Origin of the sequence: Terriglobus sp. 2YAB30_2 (genome assembly GCF_052114765.1) — a bacterium.
GTDB lineage: Bacteria > Acidobacteriota > Terriglobia > Terriglobales > Acidobacteriaceae > Terriglobus.
Genome location: NZ_JBFRFJ010000001.1, coordinates 280,393 through 302,080, shown reverse-complemented (window position 1 = coordinate 302,080; position 21,688 = coordinate 280,393). Strand labels below are relative to the sequence as shown.

General features: G+C 56.3%; 13 protein-coding genes and 1 pseudogene. 9 read left to right on the top strand and 5 right to left on the bottom strand.

All coding sequences use genetic code 11. The features are described 5' to 3' along the window. Positions 1-1,057: 1,057 nt before the first annotated feature. The 8 genes and pseudogenes from AB4Y89_RS01130 to AB4Y89_RS01095 form a co-directional block, all read left to right on the top strand. Positions 1,058-1,609: pseudogene (locus AB4Y89_RS01130) on the top strand (methyl-accepting chemotaxis protein); the annotation flags it as partial. A 298-nt stretch (positions 1,610-1,907) separates the two neighbouring features. Continuing rightward, the gene (locus tag AB4Y89_RS01125; protein ID WP_442299073.1) at positions 1,908-5,315 is read left to right on the top strand and encodes a carboxypeptidase regulatory-like domain-containing protein; all 3,408 of its coding nucleotides are present in this window, start codon (positions 1,908-1,910) and stop codon (positions 5,313-5,315) included. A 58-nt stretch (positions 5,316-5,373) separates the two neighbouring features. Next, positions 5,374-7,599 carry an endo-alpha-N-acetylgalactosaminidase family protein gene (locus tag AB4Y89_RS01120; RefSeq protein ID WP_442299072.1) on the top strand — a complete coding sequence of 742 codons (2,226 nt, stop codon included), beginning with the start codon at positions 5,374-5,376 and terminating at the stop codon, positions 7,597-7,599. Between the two features lie 275 nt (positions 7,600-7,874). Further along, positions 7,875-8,972 (top strand): Gfo/Idh/MocA family protein, encoded by a 1,098-nt coding sequence (locus AB4Y89_RS01115; protein ID WP_442299071.1) that lies wholly within the window; start codon positions 7,875-7,877, stop codon positions 8,970-8,972. 42 nt (positions 8,973-9,014) lie between these two features. Next, entirely contained in the window at positions 9,015-9,317 is a 303-nt protein-coding gene (locus AB4Y89_RS01110; RefSeq protein ID WP_442299070.1) for a putative quinol monooxygenase, read from the top strand. 79 nt (positions 9,318-9,396) lie between these two features. After that, positions 9,397-9,741 (top strand): PadR family transcriptional regulator, encoded by a 345-nt coding sequence (locus AB4Y89_RS01105; RefSeq protein WP_442299069.1) that lies wholly within the window; start codon positions 9,397-9,399, stop codon positions 9,739-9,741. Then, positions 9,738-12,377, top strand: coding sequence for an ADOP family duplicated permease (locus AB4Y89_RS01100; RefSeq protein WP_442299068.1), 2,640 nt, complete (start codon positions 9,738-9,740; stop codon positions 12,375-12,377). The genes AB4Y89_RS01105 and AB4Y89_RS01100 overlap by 4 nt, the downstream gene beginning before the upstream one ends. A 51-nt stretch (positions 12,378-12,428) precedes the next feature. Next, on the top strand, positions 12,429-13,421 hold the full coding sequence (locus AB4Y89_RS01095) for a zinc-dependent alcohol dehydrogenase family protein (protein ID WP_442299067.1): 993 nt from the start codon (positions 12,429-12,431) through the stop codon (positions 13,419-13,421). Between the two features lie 166 nt (positions 13,422-13,587). Here AB4Y89_RS01095 and AB4Y89_RS01090 read toward each other — a convergent pair whose 3' ends face one another. Then, positions 13,588-14,109, bottom strand: a complete 522-nt coding sequence (locus AB4Y89_RS01090; protein ID WP_442299066.1) for an Hsp20 family protein — start codon at positions 14,107-14,109, stop codon at positions 13,588-13,590. Between the two features lie 155 nt (positions 14,110-14,264). Beyond that, the gene (locus tag AB4Y89_RS01085) at positions 14,265-16,388 is read right to left on the bottom strand and encodes a winged helix-turn-helix domain-containing protein (RefSeq protein ID WP_442299065.1); all 2,124 of its coding nucleotides are present in this window, start codon (positions 16,386-16,388) and stop codon (positions 14,265-14,267) included. Positions 16,389-17,214: 826 nt separating this feature from the next. Between AB4Y89_RS01085 and AB4Y89_RS01080 the strand changes: the two genes are divergently transcribed. Beyond that, positions 17,215-18,477 (top strand): sigma-54 interaction domain-containing protein, encoded by a 1,263-nt coding sequence (locus tag AB4Y89_RS01080; RefSeq protein WP_442299064.1) that lies wholly within the window; start codon positions 17,215-17,217, stop codon positions 18,475-18,477. A gap of 243 nt (positions 18,478-18,720) precedes the next feature. On the opposite strand, the gene AB4Y89_RS01075 is transcribed toward AB4Y89_RS01080, so the two are convergent. The 3 genes from AB4Y89_RS01075 to AB4Y89_RS01065 are packed head-to-tail and all read right to left on the bottom strand — an operon-like array spanning position 18,721 to position 21,634. Next, the gene (locus AB4Y89_RS01075; protein WP_442299063.1) at positions 18,721-19,728 is read right to left on the bottom strand and encodes an NAD-dependent epimerase/dehydratase family protein; all 1,008 of its coding nucleotides are present in this window, start codon (positions 19,726-19,728) and stop codon (positions 18,721-18,723) included. Continuing rightward, entirely contained in the window at positions 19,725-20,837 is a 1,113-nt protein-coding gene (wecB, locus tag AB4Y89_RS01070) for a non-hydrolyzing UDP-N-acetylglucosamine 2-epimerase (RefSeq protein ID WP_442299062.1), read from the bottom strand. Before wecB ends, AB4Y89_RS01075 begins: the two co-directional genes overlap by 4 nt. Next, positions 20,834-21,634: a DapH/DapD/GlmU-related protein gene (locus AB4Y89_RS01065; RefSeq protein WP_442299061.1), complete on the bottom strand. Its 801-nt coding sequence runs from the start codon at positions 21,632-21,634 to the stop codon at positions 20,834-20,836. Before AB4Y89_RS01065 ends, wecB begins: the two co-directional genes overlap by 4 nt. Positions 21,635-21,688 lie beyond the last annotated feature (54 nt).

Sequence of the window (21,688 nt, the reverse complement as noted above, 5' to 3'; positions counted from 1 at the left end):
CAGGAGAGTGAACCCAACGGTAATCGCCAGTGGTAACCGCTAGTTACAGTAATGTTTTTTACCCCTGGCCGATAAATGATGTGTGAGGAATACGCCTAGAGTGCCTCGCCATCGACGCGCGACACACCTCTTACATCGCGATGGAGGAATTAAAAACATGAAACACTTCAGCATTCGAGCCAAACTACTGTTTGGCGTCGGTGCCTTGGCAGGCGGCTACTTGCTGTTCTTTGCTCTGGTGCAGTGGACCACCGGCCGCACGCAGCAGCATCTGTCTCAGGTATCGAGTGCTATCTATCCGGCAACACTCAGCATCAACCGCGCCCACAGCAGCTTTCAAGCCGTTGTGAAGGACTATAAGGACGCCGTACTATTGCAGGACGCCAAAGCCCTGGCGGCCGCGGATGACGATGCCAGGAATGCCACCGAAGCACTGGAGCAAGCCAAGGATAAGCTCAAGACAGTCCCAGCGCTGCAAAAGCAGGTCGCTGATGCAGCAGATTTCTATGCGGGCCTTCGGGAGCGTTCCAAGAGCACCTACACCAAGATGGTCTCTTCTCCGGACAGCATGACCGACGGAGCACAGAACTCTCTTGCAAGCCTCGCCCAGGACAACAGCAAGATGGAGCAGGCCTTCGACGATATGGCCTCCGCCATCGGCGACAAGGCCTTTCAAGCTGAGTTTGCCGCTGTCAACAGTTCCAACGGATGGCAGCGCTGGTTGACCCTCGTCCTGTTCGGCATTGCCGCGGGCTTTGCCGGCCTGACCATCTTCGTGATGGAGAAGCAGGTCTCTTCTCCGCTGCGTAGTCTGGCGGAACGCCTTGCCGATGGTGCGCGCCGTGTTGCCGCATCCGCGCGTCAGGTCTCCGACTCCGGCGCATCGCTGGCTCAGGGAGCTTCGAACCAGGCAGCCTCGCTGGAAGAGACCTCAGCTTCATCACAGCAGATCAATGCCATGGCAGCTCGCAGCACCGATGACTGCCGTTCGGCCCACGATCTTGTGGCCGCATCGCAGGAGAGGTTCGTCCAAACGAATCAATCCCTCGTGGAACTCGTCGACGCAATGAATGAGATCCAGAAATCGAACGACGAGGTTTCGAAGATCATTCGCGTGATTGATGAAATCGCCTTCAAGACCAACATCCTCGCGCTGAACGCCGCTGTAGAGGCCGCCCGCGCAGGTGAGGCCGGAGCCGGATTCGCCGTCGTCGCGGAAGAGGTTCGCAATCTGGCACAGCGTTGCGCCCAGGCTGTCCAGGACTCGTCTGTAATCGTAGACAAGTCCATGCGGGGTTCCCATGCCGGCAAGCTGAAGCTCGACATGGTCGTTGAGGTTCTCGGAATCGCAACCGCTGAGTCGAACCGCGTGAAGTCCCTGATGGATCAGGTCACCTCAGCCAGCATGGAACAGACTCGTGGCATCGATCAGATTACCCGGTCGATCTCGGCCATGGAGCGTGTCACCCAAACCTCTGCCTCAAGCGCCGAACAGAGCGCCGCGGCAGCAATGGAACTCACCGTACAGTCGAGTCTGCTGAATGAGGTTGTAAGCCGCTTGACCAGCATGATCGAGGGCTCAGAAAAACAGGTCCTCGTCGGAGTCTAGGGCGAGTCACCACATACGATTTATTGCTTCCCTTAACCACACCCAGGTCTGCGCTCCACAAGGAGCGCAGATTTATTTAAGGCGAACGACGCGCATACGTCCAATCCGGTTCTATTCCCCCTCGCAGCGTAATCATGACGATCATCAGTAACGCGAATAAAAATGTTTAGACGAAAGCCTATCGAGACACCCGTATTCGGCCTTTTTCGAACCAGATGCAGTTTTTTATTTACAACAAATACTTTCTAAGAGTAAAAAAACGGCGTAGTTCCAGCTTCATTTGTTTGGACATCAAACTATGTCATACGTGTATCGCGCCCTATTCCTCGTGTTGCTTTTTGCGGCCCCCGTTGCACTTTTCGGCCAAGTCACTACAACTTCGATCGTCGGCACGGTCACGGATCCCACCGGAGCCGCCATCGCAGATGCCACCGTAGTCGCCACGGATACTGATCGCGGTCAGTCGAAGTCTGCGCAGACAGGGAGCGATGGGGCATACCGCATCGACTTCCTGTTGACCGGCAACTACACCGTCACCGTATCCATGCCCGGCTTCAAGCGGTTTGTGCAGAGAGGCATCACGCTCAATGCAGGAGCGCCGGCAAGCGTCGACATTGCGCTCTCCGCCGGCGAAGTGACGGAGTCGATTGAGGTCACGGCTTCGGCGCCGCTGGTCAACACCGTCAATGCCGAGGTTGGAACCACCGTGGACTCACGCCAGATGATCGAGCTGCCACTGGTGAACCGAAATCCGTATCAGTTGCTCGACCTGACACCCGGCGTGCAAACCAACTCCAACATTCAGTCGTTTGGCGCGCCCGCGCAGATCACCCTGATCAACGGCGGCAGTGATAACGGTGCAGGTTCGGTCAACTACTATCTTGACGGCGCGCCGAATATGACCGGTCTGCGCAACTCGGGCAACATTCTTCCCAATCCTGACGCGCTGCAGGAGTTTCGGGTTCAGACCAGCAACTACGGTGCGCCGTACGGACGCTTTGCTTCCGGCATTATCAATGCGCTGGTCAAGTCCGGAACGAACACGGTCCACGGCACGGTCTTCGAGTTCATTCGTAACCAGAAGCTCAATGCGCGCGACTGGGGATCGAACGCCACACTCCCGAAATCTCCTCTGCACCGTAACCAATTCGGCGCGACGCTTGGCGGTCCGATCGTACCCAACAAGACGTTCTTCTTCGGCTCCTATGCAGGCCTTCGCCAGACCAGTGGCACCTTCCTGCAGAACTCCATCATTCCCACAGCCGCAAATCAGGCCGGCAACCTGAGCGATCACTTCCCTGCTAGTCTTTCCTCAAGCTCGACCTACTCGTGCGCGTCAGGTTCTGCCCCGGTCCTATCGGCTGCCGACCTTGCAAGCGGCAAATATCTGATCTGCAATCCATACAGCAGCTCCAGCACCGCCAGCCGAACCACATATCCAGGCAATATCATTCCCGCGGCCCATCTCGATCCCGTTGCGACGAGATTCATGCAGAGCTATCTGCCGGCGCCGAATACGACGTTCTCCAGCTCAGTGGGCGCCTATCCTTCATGGCAGGGCTATTACAACTCTCCCTACAACACTGATGATTTCCTGCTGAAGCTGAACCACACGCTGAGCGCAAACCAGCAGTTGTCGGGCACCTACTTTAACTCCAGCGGCTTTAATGGAGCGCGCGGCGGATCAAGCAATGTCCCCTACTCTTCGCAGAACATGCTCTGGAGGCAGCAGAACTTCGTTCTTGCGCACACCTGGACCATCACGCCGGCCATCGTCAACAATGCCTGGATCTCCTACACGCGCCTGCTCTCAAACCGCGTCAACACCCCGACCCTCTCGCTTGCTGACTTCGGCTCTGCCTTTGCTCCGCAAGGGCCAAAGGCGCTGCCCAATCTCTCCATCACTGGATACTTCACTCTTGGGCAAACGAACTCCGGTCCCGGGTTCACGAACAACTATGCCGTCCGTGACCTGGTCACCTGGACGCGCGGCCGCCACACGCTTCAATTCGGGGGCGAGGCCGTTCTCGACAAATCGCAGAAGGTCGCCAATCTGAATAACTGGGGAAGCTTCTCCTTCAATGGAGGCGTCACCCGCGTTGGCAGTCAGTCGACAGGGCTTGCCGGCTTTGGCGACTTCCTGCTCGGTCTCCCCAGTTCGGCACAGCAGGACGCGCCTGCTTCCGTCTCTGCTGTCACTCTGACCTCGTCTTTCTTTCTGCAGGATGATCTCCGCCTCAATCGGCAGCTTACCGTCAATCTGGGGTTACGCTATGACATTCAGACGCCTCCGGTCGATCCGGCGAATCGCGAATCCAGCTTTGTTGCCGGGCAGCAATCTACGGTGCGTCCGAATGCACCTGTTGGCCTGCTCTTTCCCGGCGACGCAGGCATCTCCCGCGGCATCACCCCTGTGCGGTATAGCCACTTCTCTCCTCGCCTCGGTTTCGCTTATGATCCGTTTGCAAATGGCAAAACCGCCTTCCGCGGCGGCGCAGGACTCTTCTGGGGCTCACTCTCGGAAGAGAGCTGGATGGCCAGCGGCAATACGATTCCTTTCGCTATCCGCTACAGCTTCCCGGTCGTCTCCAGCACAACGGGCGCCAGCCTTTCGAATCCGTATCGTGGCCAGCCCTCCGGCAATATCTTTCCATACACCGGCAACTTCTTTCCGGTAGCCGGCCCCATTCAGCCGACAAGCAAGTCGGCTGACTCCCCCTACACCGTGCAGATGAACTTATCTGTCCAGCAGCAACTTACAAACTCCTGGGGCATCTCGCTCGCGTATGTGGGAGCACTCAGCCGCAATCAGGTCTACGCTCCCGATCTCAACTACCCCGGCCTCAACACAAACTATGGTCTTGCTGCCGGCAGTTCGGGATGCACCACCGGAGCAACAGGCACGCCAACACTCACTGCAACCACGGGTAACGTTCAGTGCCGCCGACCTTACCAGCCGTTTGGCACAATTCTGCGCACTGAGTCCAACCAGTCATCTTCGTATCACTCGCTGCAGGCGACGGTGACGCAGCGCATGTCTCACCATCTCTCTGTCAGCGGCACGTATGTGTGGTCGAAGTCGCTCTCCAGCGTCGGACTTGAAAGCTCAGGCCCCGGAGGCACAGCACAGAACTACACACGCCTGCGCGACGAACGTGGCCGCACCGACAATGACTACCGCCAGATGTCTACGATCGGCATCGTCTGGCAGCCGGACTACTACAGCGGATCACAACGCTGGCTCAAAGCGGTCACGAAGGGATGGGAGATTTCGCCTCTCGCTCGTCTCCGTAGCGGTTCTCCCTTTACTGTGTTGAATTCACTCGATGCCAACCTGGACGGGCAGACCAACGACCGCGCCTCCGTGATAGGCGAGCCGAATGCGGTGCAGCGCTCATTGAGCCAATGGTTCAATACATCAGCATTTGTTCAGAACGCTGTACCCACGAATGGTGTTCCAGTTAACGGCAACACGCCTCGTAATTTCCTGACGGGCCCCGCGTATCACAATGTCGATCTTAATCTGGCGCGTACCTTCCCGATTACGGAGCGCGTCAAGTTCCAGTTCAGGGCAGAGGCCTCCAACGCCTTGAACAACCCCAGCTACTCCAATCCGGGCGGCACCATCGGTACGGCAACCTTCGGTCGTATCACGGGGGCCGGTACCGTACGCCAACTGCAGTTTGGCGGCAAACTTAGTTTCTAACCATCGGGACGAGCGCATCAACGCTCGTCCCCACAAGGCAATACAAGGAGCAGCACACATGACCGTTCGCCCCGATGGCCTGAGCCGCCGCACCCTTCTCAAAATCAGTGCCGCCGGCATGGCCATGGCAAAGACCGGCGATCTCTTCTCTGAGCCGGCCGCGCCCGTTTCTGCAGGCCGCACCACCTCGCTGCGATCGCTCCATCTCGTTCTGCAACTCGACGCAACGACCGGCCTGCCTGTCTCCTATCGGTTGCTCCGCTCCGGCAAACTCTATCGCGGAAGCGCACCTGCTACCCCCTTGAAGGTCCGCCTCTTCCAGCGCGAACCTCACGCCTTCAGTGATGTGGAGATACGGCCTTCCGCCGAAAAGACAACGCGGTCTACGGCCGACTTTCATTTCCAGGCGACCTGCGATTCCGCACCTGCGGCAAACTTCATCCTGCGCTATGCGATCGATGGGCGGCGCATTCAAGTCACGCTCGAGGATGTACAGGAGCAACCCGGGTTTGAGCTGATCTCACTCTCGATGCCTTCCCTTGTCAGCGTGCACGAATCTGATCCAAATGCATGGATCGCCCATGCGGACGACGGCGGCGATCTGGTCTCGCTACGCGATGCCAAGGCCGGAAAGCTGCCTCTCAATACCTTCTGGGGAGAGATCAACGGCGTTCTTCCCGTCATCATGGCCGGGCACTCCGGCACGGTCTGCATGCAGGAGACGACGGCATTCATGGATGGCACACTCCTGTCGGTAACAGGCGAAGCCCCCGAAAGAATCGCCGCGCTCGGAACGACGAAGGTTCATCGTGTTGACGGAAGCGCCTGTTACGACATGAACCTGGGACGCGGCGCTCCGAAGAGCTGTGGCAACAACGCTACGCCTAACCTACTGGTAGAGCAGAAGTCTACCTGCCGCCTCGACTTCCTTGAACCGGAAGCAGGCGGAAAGGTCCTCGACTGGGTCGATGGAGCAAGACTTGTCCGGGCACGTATGCCTGCCATCCCCAATCACTTCTACGATGACAAGTTCATCTATGGCATTCGGGTTGACGAGCCGAAGTTTCCCAAACCGTCAGCAACCTTTGAGCGCTGCGAACAAATCATTCGAGATATCCATGCCCTGACTGATGGCTCTCCGCAACTCGTTCACCTGTGGGGCTGGCAGTTCCGCGGAAAAGACACGGGCTACCCCGCGGTGAACGTTGTGGATGAACGCATTGGAGGCTATGACGGCATGATGCGTCTGATGGACCGCGCGAAGGCTCTGAACACAACCGTCAGCCTTTCAGACAACTACGACGACGCATATCGCAGCAGCCCGGCATGGAACGAAGAGATGATCGCCCGCAAACCCGATGGCCAGCTCTGGAAGAGCCGCGAATGGACCGGCGAAGAATCGTACATTCAGGGCTTGGCCAAGTATATGGAAGGCCCAGGTCCGGATCGCGTCCGTTATACCTGCGAACGCTACAAGCTGCCGGGAACCATCCATGTCGACGTGCTCTCGTACTACGCTATCCGCAACGACTGGGACTCCAAACATCCAGCCAGCGGCATTCGTAATCTCAATGCGGGCCGTTACCGCATTATGGAAGAGTTCGCCAAGCACGGCGTCGACGTCACGTCGGAAGGGCTTCGCTATCCATTCATCGGCAAGATGAGCATGAGCTGGTACGCGGGCGGTCCCAAGCCCTGCCCCTTCGGTGGAAAGCCAGTACCGATGCTCTCCATGATCTACCGCAAGAGCGCAGTCTGGGGCCGCGCCGGTAACGCGGGCGAGCTTCCACTCTTTCTCATGACCTTCTACGGTGAAGCACAGCACTCCATCTTCAATGGAGATGCCTCACAGGAGAAGATGCTCGACTCCTTCTATCTGACAATGGTGCCGTGGTTCCGTCTGCACCTGCTCAACATCGAGGGCTTTCAGCGTACTCAAGACCGGACAGTTACACACCTCGAAGGCTCCGGCAACTCCATCGAGATGGACTGGCAAGATCAGAGTTACAAAGTCATCCTCAACGGAGCGGAGGTGGCACGAAAGGACGCCGTCTTCTGCCCCCTGGGGAATGATCGCATCGCCATGTATTCCGTCCATGATGGCCCGTTGACCGCGACGCTGCCCTCCTCCTGGAACCCCCAGGAGGTCACAGGCGCGATACTCTTCCCAGACAGAAAAGAACCCGTCTCTCTGAAGCAGGCAGGCCGCGAGGTCACGGTCACGATGCAGGCACGGCGGCCTGTCATGCTGTATCGCAGCCGGAACAGCGCAAGCACAACATAACCGCGAAGACCAGGGCCAGGTGTCCTATGGTGGCTGGACCGAGAATATTCGTTTGTTCAGCCACCGTATTCTGCAAGATGTTGGGTTTCCTCCGGTTTGCTTGACCACCATCAAAGCGACACGGCACACTTGCCTTCTGGAGCATTTTTCCTGTTGCTAGGTATCCCGGAAGGGGCGTGCAGCGGCGTTTTCATCGCGGAAAACGCTCATCGATGCAGAAGCCCTACACCACACCTACAGGGAAAATGCTCTGACGGCAAAGGAGCTTGACCCAAGTGAAATTGAGACTACCCCTGGCACTTCTCTTCCTCGCACTCGCACCTGTGCTCCGCGCACAGCAGCCGATTCGAGTCGCGATCGTCGGCCTCGTGCACGGCCACGTCAAAGGCTTCCTTCGCGATCTTCCCAAGTCCACGGATGCTCAACTGGTCGCAATCGTGGAACCCGATACCGCGCTCGCCGCCAAGTACGAGAAGCAGTTCTCTCTCGACCATTCCCTCTTCCATGCCGACCTGGAAGAGACGCTCAACAGCACGCATCCTGATGCCGTACTGGTTTACACCACCATCCTGGACCATCGCCGCGTCATCGAGGCCGCTGCCCGTCATCACATCTCGTCCATGGTAGAGAAGCCCCTTGCGACGACCATGCCTGATACGCTCGCCATCCGGGACGCGGCAAAACGTTACAACGTGCATGTCCTCGTCAACTATGAGACGACGTGGTACTCCTCCAACGCTGAAGCCTTGAGCCTTGCTGCCAATGGCAAGCTAGGCGATGTACGGAAAGTCGTTGTGCACGATGGGCACGAAGGCCCGAAGGAGATTGGCGTCGGCCCGGAATGGCTTCCCTGGCTCACCGATCCCGTTCGCAATGGTGCAGGTGCACTCTTCGATTTCGGCTGCTACGGTGCTGACCTTGCCACAGTACTGATGCATGGAGAAACTCCAGTCTCTGTCACCGCCTCCGCTCAGACCGACAAGCCGGAGATCTATCCGCACGTCGACGACGATGCAACGATCATCGTGCGCTACCCGAAGGCTCAGGCAGTTCTGATGGCGTCGTGGAACTGGAGCTTCGCCCGCAAAGATATGGAGCTCTACGGAACCCGGGGAACCGTCTTTACCGTTGGCCCCTCCCATGCACGCAAACGCTTCGTCGGCGAATCCGAAGAGCAGACCGGAACCTCTCCCTCGCTTCCCGCCGACCAATCCGGTTCTCTGAAATATCTGGCTGCCGTTCTTCATGGAGAGGTCAAAGATCAGGGCGATCTGTCTTCCCTGGACACGAACCTGATCGTGATGCAGATCCTCGACGCCGCTCGCACCTCAGTGCAAACCGGAAAGACCGTCTCCTTGAAGCCATTGCAGTAATAATCTGGACCTAGCCACCACAAAATAAGAATCGGAGGAACGATGCCGCAACTTACGATCATTGCAACCCTGATAGCGAAGCCGGGTAAGAGCGAGGCACTTGGACAGGCGCTTCTCGAACTTGTGCCACCGTCGCGCGCAGAAGAGGGTTGCATCAATTACGACCTGCACCATTCCCTGAATGACGCAAATACATGGGTCGTCTATGAAAACTGGGTCTCAAAAGCGGCCCTGGAGTACCACTACGCTACCCCGCATTTCCAGGCGTTTTCCAAGCAGCTCGACGATCTCCTCGACGGAAGCGTCGGCCCGCAGGAGCTCCAAATGGTTAGCTCGAAGGCCTGATCGCAGATCCACGGCATCCTCCCCTTGACATTCGACATGAGATACGAAACCCTTTTGTCGAATATCAAGGGGAGAGTCTATGCCGCCGTCCACTGACATTCTTCAGGGAACACTCGACGTTCTTATCCTGAAAACCCTCGCTCACGGCCCCATGCATGGCTGGGGCATCGCCACTCGCATTCAGCAGATCTCAGCGGATGTCCTCCAGATTGGGCAAGGTTCTCTTTATCCCGCGCTGCATCGGCTCGAATACAAGGGCTGGATTGAAGCTTCCTGGGGAGCCTCAGAGAACAACCGGAAGGCGAAGTTCTACTCCCTGACGCCTGTCGGCAGCAAACAACTACGGTCCGAGCTGGAACAGTGGGAGCGCTTGAGCACCGCGATCTCTACGGTACTTAACGCATCCCGAGAGGAGTTCGCATGATCCGCGAAGCCATCTCCCGCCTCCGCTATATCTTTCGCAAGCACAACGCCTCGACGGAAGTCGACGAAGAGCTGCGCCTTCATATGGCGCACGCCGTCGAGGCAAAGATTGCGTCAGGCCTGTCACCTCACGAAGCCCGCCGTCAGGCTTCCATTGAATTCGGCAGCATGCAAGCTGCACGCGAACAATGTCACGATCAGCATCCGCGGGCATGGTTAGACACCCTGCGGCAGGATCTTCAGTTCAGCCTTCGTTCCCTGAAGCGAGATCGCGGTTTTACCGTGGTTGCTGTTGCGATTCTCGCAATCGGGATGGGAGCCAATATCGCTGTCTTCAGCCTGGTGAACACGATCCTTTTACGACCGTTGTCCTTTCACGATCCCGAAGCGCTGGTATGGATTCAGCCCGCAGATGCCGGCGGCGGGCTCTCCGGTTCCACCTATTCGGTCGACGCGTATGAAGACCTGCGCGACATGAATCGCTCTTACAGCGGCGTGACGGGCTATTTTGCATTCAGTTCGCCCAACAACCATAAACTTACCGGGAACGGCATTCCGCGACCAATCAGCGGGATCGATGTCATTCCCAACTTTCTTAACGTACTTGGCGTATCGCCTGGTCTTGGAAGAGACTTCCGCAAGGAAGACGGGATTAAAGGCGCTTCACCGGTTGTGATGCTTTCGCATGAATTCTGGATGACGCGCTTCCATGGAGACCGCGACCTGATCAATACCGCGGTCTCCATCGACAACACACCAGTAACGGTTGTCGGAATACTGCCGGAGAGCTTCGATTTCGGTTCTACATTTTCGCCCGGCACACGCGTAGACGTGCTCACGCCTCTGAATGTAGAGGCGATCCGTTACTCCGGAAATACGCTGACTTTTATCGGGCGCTTAAAGCCGGGCATTCCCGCGCAGCAGGCATCGGCCGAAACCGCAACGCTGTTCCCTCAGTTCTATTGGGGAAAGAAATTCCCCGATAGTAAGGGCAGCTATGGCCGAGCCATCGCTGTCCCGATGAAGGAACATGTTGCCGGGCAGCTTCGCCGTTCTCTCTATGTTCTTTGGGCCGCAGTTGCGACCATCCTACTGATCGTCTGTGTCAATCTCTCAAATCTGCTGCTTGGCCGTGCGGCATCGCGCAGCAAAGAGTTTTCCCTCCGCTTTGCGCTGGGCGCCAGCCGCGGGCGACTGATACGGCAGTTGCTCACGGAGAGCTTCCTGCTCGCCGCTTCCGGTTCGATCCTGGGAGTCGCGCTTGCTGCAACCGTCGTACGCTGGCTTGCCCATCAGGGATCGATCGCACTGCCGCTCATCTCAGAACTTCGTATCGATCCAATCACCCTTTGGTGGACAGTGCTTCTCGGCCTGATCGCGATGGTCCTCTTTGGCACAATCCCCAGCCTTCGAGCGACCGATACTGGCCTTCAGTCTCGACTTAAAGACAGTGGACCGGCTGCCAGTGAAGGCAAACGGCACGAAGGGCTGCGCAATGCGCTTGTCGTGAGTGAGATCGCCCTGGCCTGTGTCCTGATCGTCGGCGCAGGCCTCCTATTGAGGAGCTTTCTCCATGTCATGGATGTTGATCTCGGTTTCCGGCCATCACAATCCGCGTCAATCACGGTTGATGTGCCGAACCTGAAGAATGAGGATCGATACAGTTTCTATCGCAATTTGATGCACGAAGTCTCCATGGTTCCGGGAGTTCAGACTGCGGGTCTCTCCGACAATCTTCCCCTCGCACGCAATCGCACCTGGGGCCCTCCTGGAGTAAAAGGGGTGATGTATGGGCGGAACGAGCGTCCGTCCACATTCGTTTACGTCGTCTCTCCGGGCTATCTCCCAACCATGGGAATGCATCTTCGTGGGCGTGATATCTCCTGGAATGACAACGCTACCAACGAACCGGTGATCATCATCAATGAGAAGGCTGCACGCTTCCTGTTCCCCAATGGCGATGCGATCGATCACATGGTGGTGATGAGCGGGAAAGACGTCCGCATCATTGGTGTTGTCTCAGATATCCATGAAACCAACGTCGAAGCGAGTTCTTCGTGGCAGGTCTATCTGCCCATCGCCCAGGGATGGGGCGAAGATGGCGCAGAACTGGTGATTCGCAGTTCCATGCCACCGGATACTCTTGCAGCTCCCTTACTTTCTACCCTGCGGCGACTCAACCCTGGTCAGCCCGCGGTAGAGCTCCGCCCACTGCAGGCATTGGTCGACCACAGCATCTCTCCTCGCCGCTTCTTTGCGTTCCTCGTCGCAATCTTCGCCGCTGTTGGGCTTTTGCTTGCATGCCTTGGAATCTACGGTGTCATCTCCTACTCAGTTGCCCGCCAGACACAGGAGATTGGCATTCGCATGGCTCTTGGGGCAACACGCAGCCGCGTACTGTTCAGTGTTATTGGGAGAACGGTGCGCCTTTCGGTCATCGGCATAGCCATTGGAACCATCGTTTCCTTCATGGTGGCGAAAACCATCACCGCATTGCTTTATGGAACGGAGCCTGGCGATCCGATCACATTTTCCGGAATGATTCTGCTTCTGCTCTCTGTCGCTGTCTGCTCCGGCTACCTGCCGGCAAGACGAGCAGCGGACGTAAGCCCGATGACCGCGCTCCGAACGGAGTGATTGCTCCAATTACCAGGACGGTACGATGATGGATCATCGAGGAATTCTCCGATGCGTGCTGCAGTCCTGGAACAGCCGGCGCCGATTGAGACCTCACCGCTGGTACTGCGGGACGTCCCAGTGCCCTCGCCCTTGCCCGGTGAAGCGTTACTGAAAGTTGTGGCGTGTGGAGTTTGCCATACTGACCTCCATATCGCTGAAGGTGACCTTCCTCCGATCAAAAAGGCCATCATTCCCGGGCACCAGATCGTGGGCGAGGTCGTGAAGACGAACGTTAGTTCTCTTCAAATTGGAGATCGCGTTGGCGTTGCCTGGCTTGGCGGTACCGATGGCACCTGCCGATACTGCACGACGGACCGTGAAAATCTATGCGACCATCCCGTATTCACGGGATACGGACGCGATGGAGGGTTTGCAGAATACGTTACCGTCGATGCTCGTTTCACCTATTCAATTCCAGCAAGCCTGTCGTCGGAAACGGCCGCCCCGCTTCTTTGCGCTGGCGCAGTAGGGTACAGGAGTCTACGCGTTGCTGACGTCAAACCCGGTACAAGCGTGGGTCTCTTTGGATACGGCGCTTCGGTGCAAATGGTGATGCCTGTTCTTCTCCAGTGGGGCTGTGACGTTTTCGTGGCCACCCGCGAACCCGACCACCAGGATCTGGCCCGCACCCAGGGCGCACGTTGGGCAGGTCCGCTCGATGAGAAAACTCCCGAACAGCTTGATGCAGCAATCACCTTTGCGCCTGTCGGTAATGTTGTTATCTCTGCCCTTCGCTCTCTCTCGAAGGGAGGAGTCGTCGCGATCAATGCCGTCCATCTGGACCGCATTCCGTCGTTCGACTACGACACGCTTCTTTGGGGAGAACGGCAACTCCGCAGCGTCGCCAATCTCACGCGGCGAGATGCCGCCGAGTATCTGCAGCTTGTTGCAAACCTCTCATGGCGGCCAAAGGTCACGCCCTGCCGCCTGGATGAGATCAATCGGGTTCTGCTCGATATTCGCGAAAGCAGATTCACACTTCCCTACGTAGTCATTCCGTGAGGCTAGAGCATTGTTCCCTGCAGTTGTAGAATAGGGCTTCCGCATCAGGGCTTCCGCATCTATGGGCGTTTTCCGCAATGAAAACGCCGCTGCACGCCCCTTCCGGGATACCAAGCTACAGGGAAGATGCTCTATAACGTCCCTGCACCGAACGAGGGCTATGTCTTCATGCGACCTTGATGTTGACGGCCTTGGGAGGAGCCGATTTTGGCAACGTAAGTTCGAGCACACCATCGCTGAGCTTTGCTTCACTATGGCTTGCATCGATTATGGACGGCAGTTCGATATGGCGCGCAATCTCATTCGAAAACACTTCACTATACGTGACAGCTCCCTTCCCCTTTTCTTCCTTCCTGCTTTCGGATCTACCGCGAATATAGACTCCATTCGGCTCCACCTGAACGGTAAGCTCCTCGGCTTTGAACCCCGGCACTTCCGCCCGGACGGAAAAATTTTGATCTGACTCTACAATCTCTACCGGAACCGCTTTCAGGAACTCCGCTTCAGCCTCAAACCAATCATCCCAGTCACGGCCCTCGGCCCCTCCGCGTTGCTGGAAGAGACTGAAAGCACGCTTGGAGATACGTTCGGTAAGGCGCTCCATGTCCTCAAAAAGATTATGAATATGAGGAAATTGAATAGCAGTCTTAAGCGATTTGCCTGAGTGGACGGTTAGCGTAGTAGGCATGACAAGCCCTCCTTCGGCGCAAGCGCGCTCACATGGCTACATAACAGGCTCGATACAGGAAGACCGTGACCATCTGCACCGTCCCTAGTGACGGTGATCACTTACAGGGGAGATCTCCCGGAAGGAAGTTATGGAGCTCCAGTCCCGTACGCGATTCACTTGAGATCTACATTCAGGTCATAGATCTCCGCCGCACCCTCCAGGTACTCGAAGATCAGGTCTCCGCGTGCGGTGGCCTCTAATGCTCGGGATACATCACCATTCGCATAGACCTCAGGTATCTCCATCACTTCGCTTACCCCCTGCCCGCCGGGCTGAAACCTGAAAAGGGTACACCGCTGCTCCTGGGTTGCCGTGGACTCCTGGCGGGCCATGAAATAGAGGGTATTCTCCTTGCGATCCCAGACATTAGCTCCGATCGTGGCTGAGGTGAACACGACATCCCACTTTCTGGACACCCTGTCAAAAACGCGTAGTTGTTCTCGATCCGCAGTTATAGCAGAGATATATCGCCCATCCGCTGACCACCTTGCAGCGGTCATTCCTTCAGACCCTGGCAGTTCTTCTATCAATTGCCCTTTTGAAGAAAGGATGGCGAGCTTCCCGGATCTCGTGCTGCTCAGGCCCGTCTGATCCATGACAAGTTGATCGCCGGCGCTACTATAGGCCAGCTCACTCGTTCCGCTGCCGCCGATTGCCAGAATGCCCGGCTTACCGCCACGCGCATCCACCTGCGCTAAACTCCACGGCTTGCCTTCGGTCATGCGCAGATAGAAGATGTCATGATCATCGGCCGACCATTGCGGCATGCGTGTGTACTCGTCATGCGCCGAAAGACGGGTCCGTTCGGTACCATCCAGACGGCTTTTCCAGAGTGAACCCTCCGGATACACGGAGTACGCAATCCACGCTCCATCATGAGAGATGCTCAATGAATTCGCCGAAACCGCCGGAAGAAAAGGAGCAAATTTCGAGTTGAGCAGAACGAGCCTGTGCCTCACCTGTTCACCGATCGCATAAATATGATCCTGGTCGATAACGGGCGCCCGCCAGAAATCCACCGGCCCCGATGCCAGCTCCCAGGAACGCTTGATCTCCTTCCATCCAAGAACCTCTTCGTGCTGCACCCATAGTGACGTCGACGCGGAGTTTCCGACAACATATGCGAAATACCTTCCGTTCGAGGTCCATGCACCGCAACATGCACGATGTTCATGTGGCTCGCCCCGGAGCACCTGCGAAAGGCGTTTCGTCGCAAGGTTTACTTCGTGAATGCTTTGTCCCCCATCTGGCTCGCGAACCGAAAACCGTATAGCAGTACCGTCAGGCGACCATACCGGCCAGAATGGGATTCCTTGCACTGCCGCCAGGGGGACGGGGTTCTGGCCCCCCTCGTCCGCCGTGAACAATTGTTGTCCGCGAATGAACGCCAGACGCTTGCCGTCTGGCGACCACGAAGGCGATTCTCCACTGAATTCACTTAACGGGCGAGCGTTATCTCCGTTTAGCAATGCCACGGTGATTGTGCCTTTATCACCCGGCCTGGCAATCAGCACTTCCTCCCCAGACTTGCCGATACCAGACAGAACTCCATCCCGAAACGGAAGCACCTGGTTCCTGGAGATACTGCCATCGAGAGAGACACTTACCAACACATTCCGGGTATCCTGGCGCTCCGTAAAAAAGAGCCTATTATCGCGCAGGAAGATGGGAGCATCACTTACCTTATAGACGCCGTCATCCGTTAGCTGCCTTACTTTCAATAAGTGTGGCCTTGCCTGAAAGCCGCGGAGCAGCGTAGCTGCCATCGTGACAACAATGACGGCAGCCTGTATTAGAAACATCTTCTTAATAATGTTCCTGGAGCGCTTCCCTTCCATCAAAGGAACACTCGGCAAAGCTGGCGAGGGAATCTTCTTTTTCGCCTTGTCCCATAGGGAGGGAGCGGGTTCGCGCGTTGTTGAGAGAGACAATGCGGATGGTGACATGCGGTACCCTTTTTTGGGTACTGTTTCTATGTACTCCTGACCATTTGGTAACCTCCCTAAGGTCTTGCGCAGGAGAAAGATTGTCTGGGTCAGATTGTGTTCTTCGACAATAACGTCTCCCCAGACTTTGTCCAGGAATGTCTCTCTGCTAACGACCTCCCCTTTAGCTTCAAGCAGCAAAGATAAGGTCTCTAATTGCCTTGGTGTGAGATCAATCATCTCAATTCCGCGCATGACAAGTAGCGGAGATTTCTCAAACGTATATTCTCCAAAAAACTGTATCTCTTTCATTACAAAAGACCTGGATATAACAATGGATCAATTGACCAGCATCAATTACGGTTTTGAGGACTATATCTACCCGTTCTATGTACTTTGAGCCAGTTTCATTTTCGTCGGGTCTCAGTTCCGTATCGTGATCGGGCCCGTTGTACTGCATTTGGTTTTCTTAAAGGACATACCATTATGGCAATTACTGGACTGCATCGGTCGTTTTATGGCCCTGCTTTGTATACCTCCCATGTTCCGCAAAAGTTGCTGATCCGGAGCCCATATCTCCCAGTTGTCGCACTTACGTTGGTTGGAGTCAGTATCTTTTCGATGTGTTGGATGTCTCTCATCAAGGCCGGGCTCCCGAGTGGATGGCTGGCTGCACTGGGAGTACTACAGGTAGCCTGGACCGTTTCGCTCTTGGAGATCTGGGTACAGAACGCATCTTCCATCCTCCGTCGGAACTCACGCAGCGCAAACCAGCAAGTGGGCGACCAAACCTGCAGGCATTGAAGCACACTTCGCCGTAGGAGTTTAGGCGTCTCAACAACCGGCACAGGTGCGCCTTGGAATCTGGGGTACACCATACGCCTGTTCACATAAAAAAACGAGCCGTTTCAAACATATTGACGTACTTAAGGTATCCGTGATGCTAAGGACTAAAGTAGTCGCAATTATTACAAGCTCAAGGCCATTTATTCAGACTGCCGAGGCTACGCTTCAATCCGAGGGACATCTTGTTGAGGTCTTCGAATCCCTGAAAGAAGCCTTGGCGGCTTGCCAGACACGCCATTTCGATGCTGTCATTTTGGACGTTTCCGCACGTCCTCCCAGAGATGAGACTTCGTTGTCGAGACTTAGTCAGCAGGTGGGTGCGCATCGCATTTGGCTGGCGCCCCCCCTGGGTCTGAGCCCGTGGGTTCAGGATGCAGAGACGCTTGGGATTCACCACTTCCTCAAAGCCCCGGTTCAACGCCCTGAGCTCGAAGAGATGCTTACGGAACTCTCCCAGTTGGCGGAGGAGTTTGCAGTTACTCGCGAGGCGGATCATGACGTCCGGTCAACTTCCGGGCGCTATCATCTGGAGGAGATAGGCCATAACCGCTACTTTCTTGCAGCCTCGCCGGCCATGATGCGAATTTACGAGAACATTCGCCTGCTTGCTGCCGTTGATGTCCCTGTACTTATCCTCGGGGAGAGCGGCGTTGGCAAGGATGTCGTTGCCAATCTCCTTCACAAGCACTCTCGCCGCTCGTCGCATACCTTCAGCTCTGTCAATTGCGCCGCCCTTCCCCCGGACCTGCTTGAAAGCGAGCTCTTCGGCTATGAGGCGGGCGCCTTTACCGGGGCCGTCAAGGCGAAACCCGGTAAGTTCGAGCTGGCCGATCGGGGAACCCTCCTGCTGGACGAAATCGGCGAGATGAGCGCTCCGATGCAGGCTAAGTTGCTTCACGTCCTGCAGGACGGCCGTTACTCCCGTCTCGGTGCACGGACTGTCTCAACCGCCGATGTCCGGGTGATTGCTGCCACGAACGTTAACATCGAGAATGCCATCACGGATAAGCTCTTTCGCGAAGACCTCTACTATCGCATCAGCGCCTTCACGATCAATATTCCTCCGTTGCGCGAACGGCGGGAGGAGATTCCGTTCCTGGTGGAACAGATGGTTAAGCGGCAGGCCGCTCAGTTCCAGCAGGACCCGGTCTATATCTCACCACGCATCGTCTCGTTGCTGCAGGAATACCACTGGCCTGGAAACCTGAGGGAGCTGTCCAATGCCGTCATACGCATCCAGATCCTCAAGGGTAGCGATGCCTCCGTCGCCGATATCGAGAGCAAGGTAATGGGCCGTGCCACCATCACGGAGCAGGTCTGCCCGACGGTTGAAGGAGAACCCGATGCCAGCGTGACCCATATGCGCTCCATCGTCCGGAACTTCAAGGACCAGACCGAAAGCCGGCTGATACAGCAGGCACTGGAGGCAGCTCGCTGGAATCGCAGGCACGCCGCTGCCGCGCTTCGCATCAGCTATCGCACCTTGCTTTACAAAATCGACCAGTATCACTTGAAGGAAGCTAGAGCACCAATGCGGTTTTCAACGGGTCACTAAGGAGCACCGGAGACCGGGGTACCATAGCAATCAGCTTCGCGAAGATTGGGCTTTAGCGCTGGGCTTTCCTCATAAAGGGAAGGCGCAGGGCTAAAGCCCATTATGTTTGTCCTATCAGAGGGCTGCTGGAGACCTGGGGCGGTAGCCTGAGTTAGCATAGAGCGCGTCTGCCCCCGCGAAGTTTGTTCGCCGGGGGGACGCTTATGGAGTCAGGTTAGATAGGAATTAGAGCCCACATGGGCTCTAGACCAGCGCGGCCTTAAGGCTTCCACTCGCCTGAAGTTGTTCCTTCTGCCATGCGATTGTCTTCATAAGACCGATCTCGAGTGGCACCTCCGCGCGGAAGCCAAACAGTCGTTCTGCCTTCCGGATATCCGGAACTCGACGGCGGACATCCTCGTACTTACGTCCTGCTATCTCGTTGTAAGGGACGAATGTAATACGTAGCGCTCCCTCTTTTCCACTCAAGCGATGAATGCTGTGTGCCAATTCCAGGATTGAGATCTCAGTATTGTCCCCGATGTTGACGATTTCGCGATTGGCATTCTGGGATTCGGCTGCAGCTACGATGCCACGCGCCGTGTCCTGAACAAACGTAAAGGATCGCGTCTGCAGGCCATCGCCATGGATGGGTATGACCTCCTCCCGCAGGATAGCGCTGATGAAGACAGCCTGCGGGCCTCCCCACCAGCTCAGGTTCTGACGTGGCCCATACGAACCAAATATCCTCAGAACGGTCGCATTGATTCCTGCTTCTTCCGCCATGGCAAGCACGAGGTGTTCATCGAACATCTTCGAAGCCGCATACGCCCACCTCGCCACCGTAGCGGGACCGAGAACGGAGTCCGCATCCTCGGAGAAAGGCACCGTGGGATTTTTGCCATATACGTCCGAGGTCGATGTGATCACAAAGCGAGCATTGTTCTCGACGGCGATCTGCAACGCATTGTGCGTCCCGTGGAAGTTCACCATCAGCGTCTTCTTCGGATTTTCGTAGCGCGGGATCTTATATGCCGCCAGATGAAGAACAATATCGACCTTCCCCGCTGCCTGCCGCAAGGCGTCGTAATCGCATACATCCGCGGAGTGAAATTCAAACCCAGGACATTGCTTCGCTGACTCAAGGTTTGCTGAGTTCCCGTGCGACATATCGTCGACAGCTACGACGTCGTAACCTTTTGCAAGCATCAGATCGGTTACATGCGATCCCAGGAAGCCGGCAGCCCCAGTAATAAGTACACGTTTTGTCATGCAGCCCTCACCATTTCCATAATTCGACCAATACTACGTTCTCCTGCATGGCCTTCACCGAACTCGACCAGATCCCTGGGCTCCTGAATGCTGTTGCGTCCGAAGCGTGCCAGACGGCGAGCTCCATCCAGGATCTTTCCCGTCTCGTTGCCGACCAATATGTTCCATCCCCCGTGCAGCGTCTCGATCCACTCGGTTTCTTCCCGGAGCGTGAGGCACGGTACCCCCATGAAGTAGGCCTCTTTCTGCAGGCCGCCGGAATCGGTCATGATGAACCTGGCATTTCGCTGTAGAGCCAGCATGTCCAGGTATCCGACCGGCTCGATAACATGCACATGATCCACAAGAAACAGATCAGAGTTGCTCGTTCCAAGCAGGCGCTTCCGCAGCCGCGGATGCATCGGGAAAATGATGGGGACATCCATCTTCTTTAAAGCCTCAAGAATGCCGTTGAGCCGTTCGGGCTCATCGGTCGCTTCGGCTCGATGAATGGTAACGAGAGCATATTCCTGGGTTCCTAAGTGGAGCTCGCGCTGTATGGCAGACTGTCCATCCCTGCCGAAGAGGCTGACAGCATCAAGCATTACGTCTCCCACGAATACTGCTCGCTCACCGAGCCCCTCCAGCTCCAACTGCTTTACTGCATTGGGCGTCGGGCATAGCAGGAGGTCCGAGATATGGTCCGCAACGATTCGGTTTAGTTCTTCCTGCATCATCCGATTGAAGCTGCGCAGCCCAGCCTCAAGATGAATCACGGGAACGTGAAGCTTCGCTGCCGCCAGCACAGATGCAAGGGTCGAATTTGTATCGCCATACGCGATCACGGCGTCCGGCATCCACTCCAATAATTCAGCCTCAACTCCGGCAAGCATAAGCGCAGTCTGAATTCCGGGTGTCCCCATCCTGACCGTCTCCAGCAATCTCGGCTTCGGTAGCCCGAGTTCCTGAAAAAATACCGATGACATCATCGGGTCGCTGTGCTGTCCTGTATGCAGCAGCCTGTGTTCTATTGCACCCTGGTGTTCGCGGTTATACTCTTCGATCGCTTTTACAAGGACTGCCATCTTCACGAATTGCGGCCGCGTTCCACCGATGGAAAGTATCTTCACGGAGTTTCTCCCGGCTTGGTCTCGCTTTCGTACGGCAACAATTGGTCAATATCGACCGGGCGGACAACTCTTGCCGGAGCCCCCATAACAACCATGCGCGCCGGAACATCGCGCGTTACCACGGATCCCGCTGCAACCAGAGCATCTTCTCCGATCAACACTCCAGGCAGAATCGTAGCGTTCGCGGCAACGCGGGAGCCTTTCTGCATGGTTACTCCGCCGAAGTGTTCGAACCTCTCCTGCGTGCGTCCGACAAAATTGTCATTGGTAAAGGTCACCTCGGGAGCGACAAAGCACTGGTCTCCAATTGCGGATTTCGCAGTGATATAGGCCCCGGTTTCGATCTTGCAGCATCGCCCTACCCTGACCTGGTTTTCAATGGCGACACCCCTGCCAATGATGCTGAGCTCGCCGATAGCCGTGTCTTCACGCACGCTGGCAAAGTCAGCGATCAGAACTCCATCTTCGACAATTGCCCCTGAATAGATCACAGCGTTGCTGCCAACCAGGCAGCCGTTGCCTAGAAAAGCCGGCCCCAGCTCCTTGGTTCCGGTCATAGCGCTGGCTTTTGATTTCAAAGGCTTCTTGCCAATGATGGCCCCGTCGTCGATCCGGACGTCCTTACCAATGGTGGCGTGATCATGAAGTACTACATGATTCCCGATTACCGTGCCTTCCCCAATACTGACGTTCTGGCCCACGACTACATTCCTGCCGAAATGCACGTTGGGATATCTTCTATTTCTTTCCTGCTCCAGGAGAAGAGCATTTTCAGATGCGACAAATTCAAAACTCATAGGACCTTCTATCTTTCCGGCGGAGCAAGAATGATCCTGCCGGACGTGCGTAGA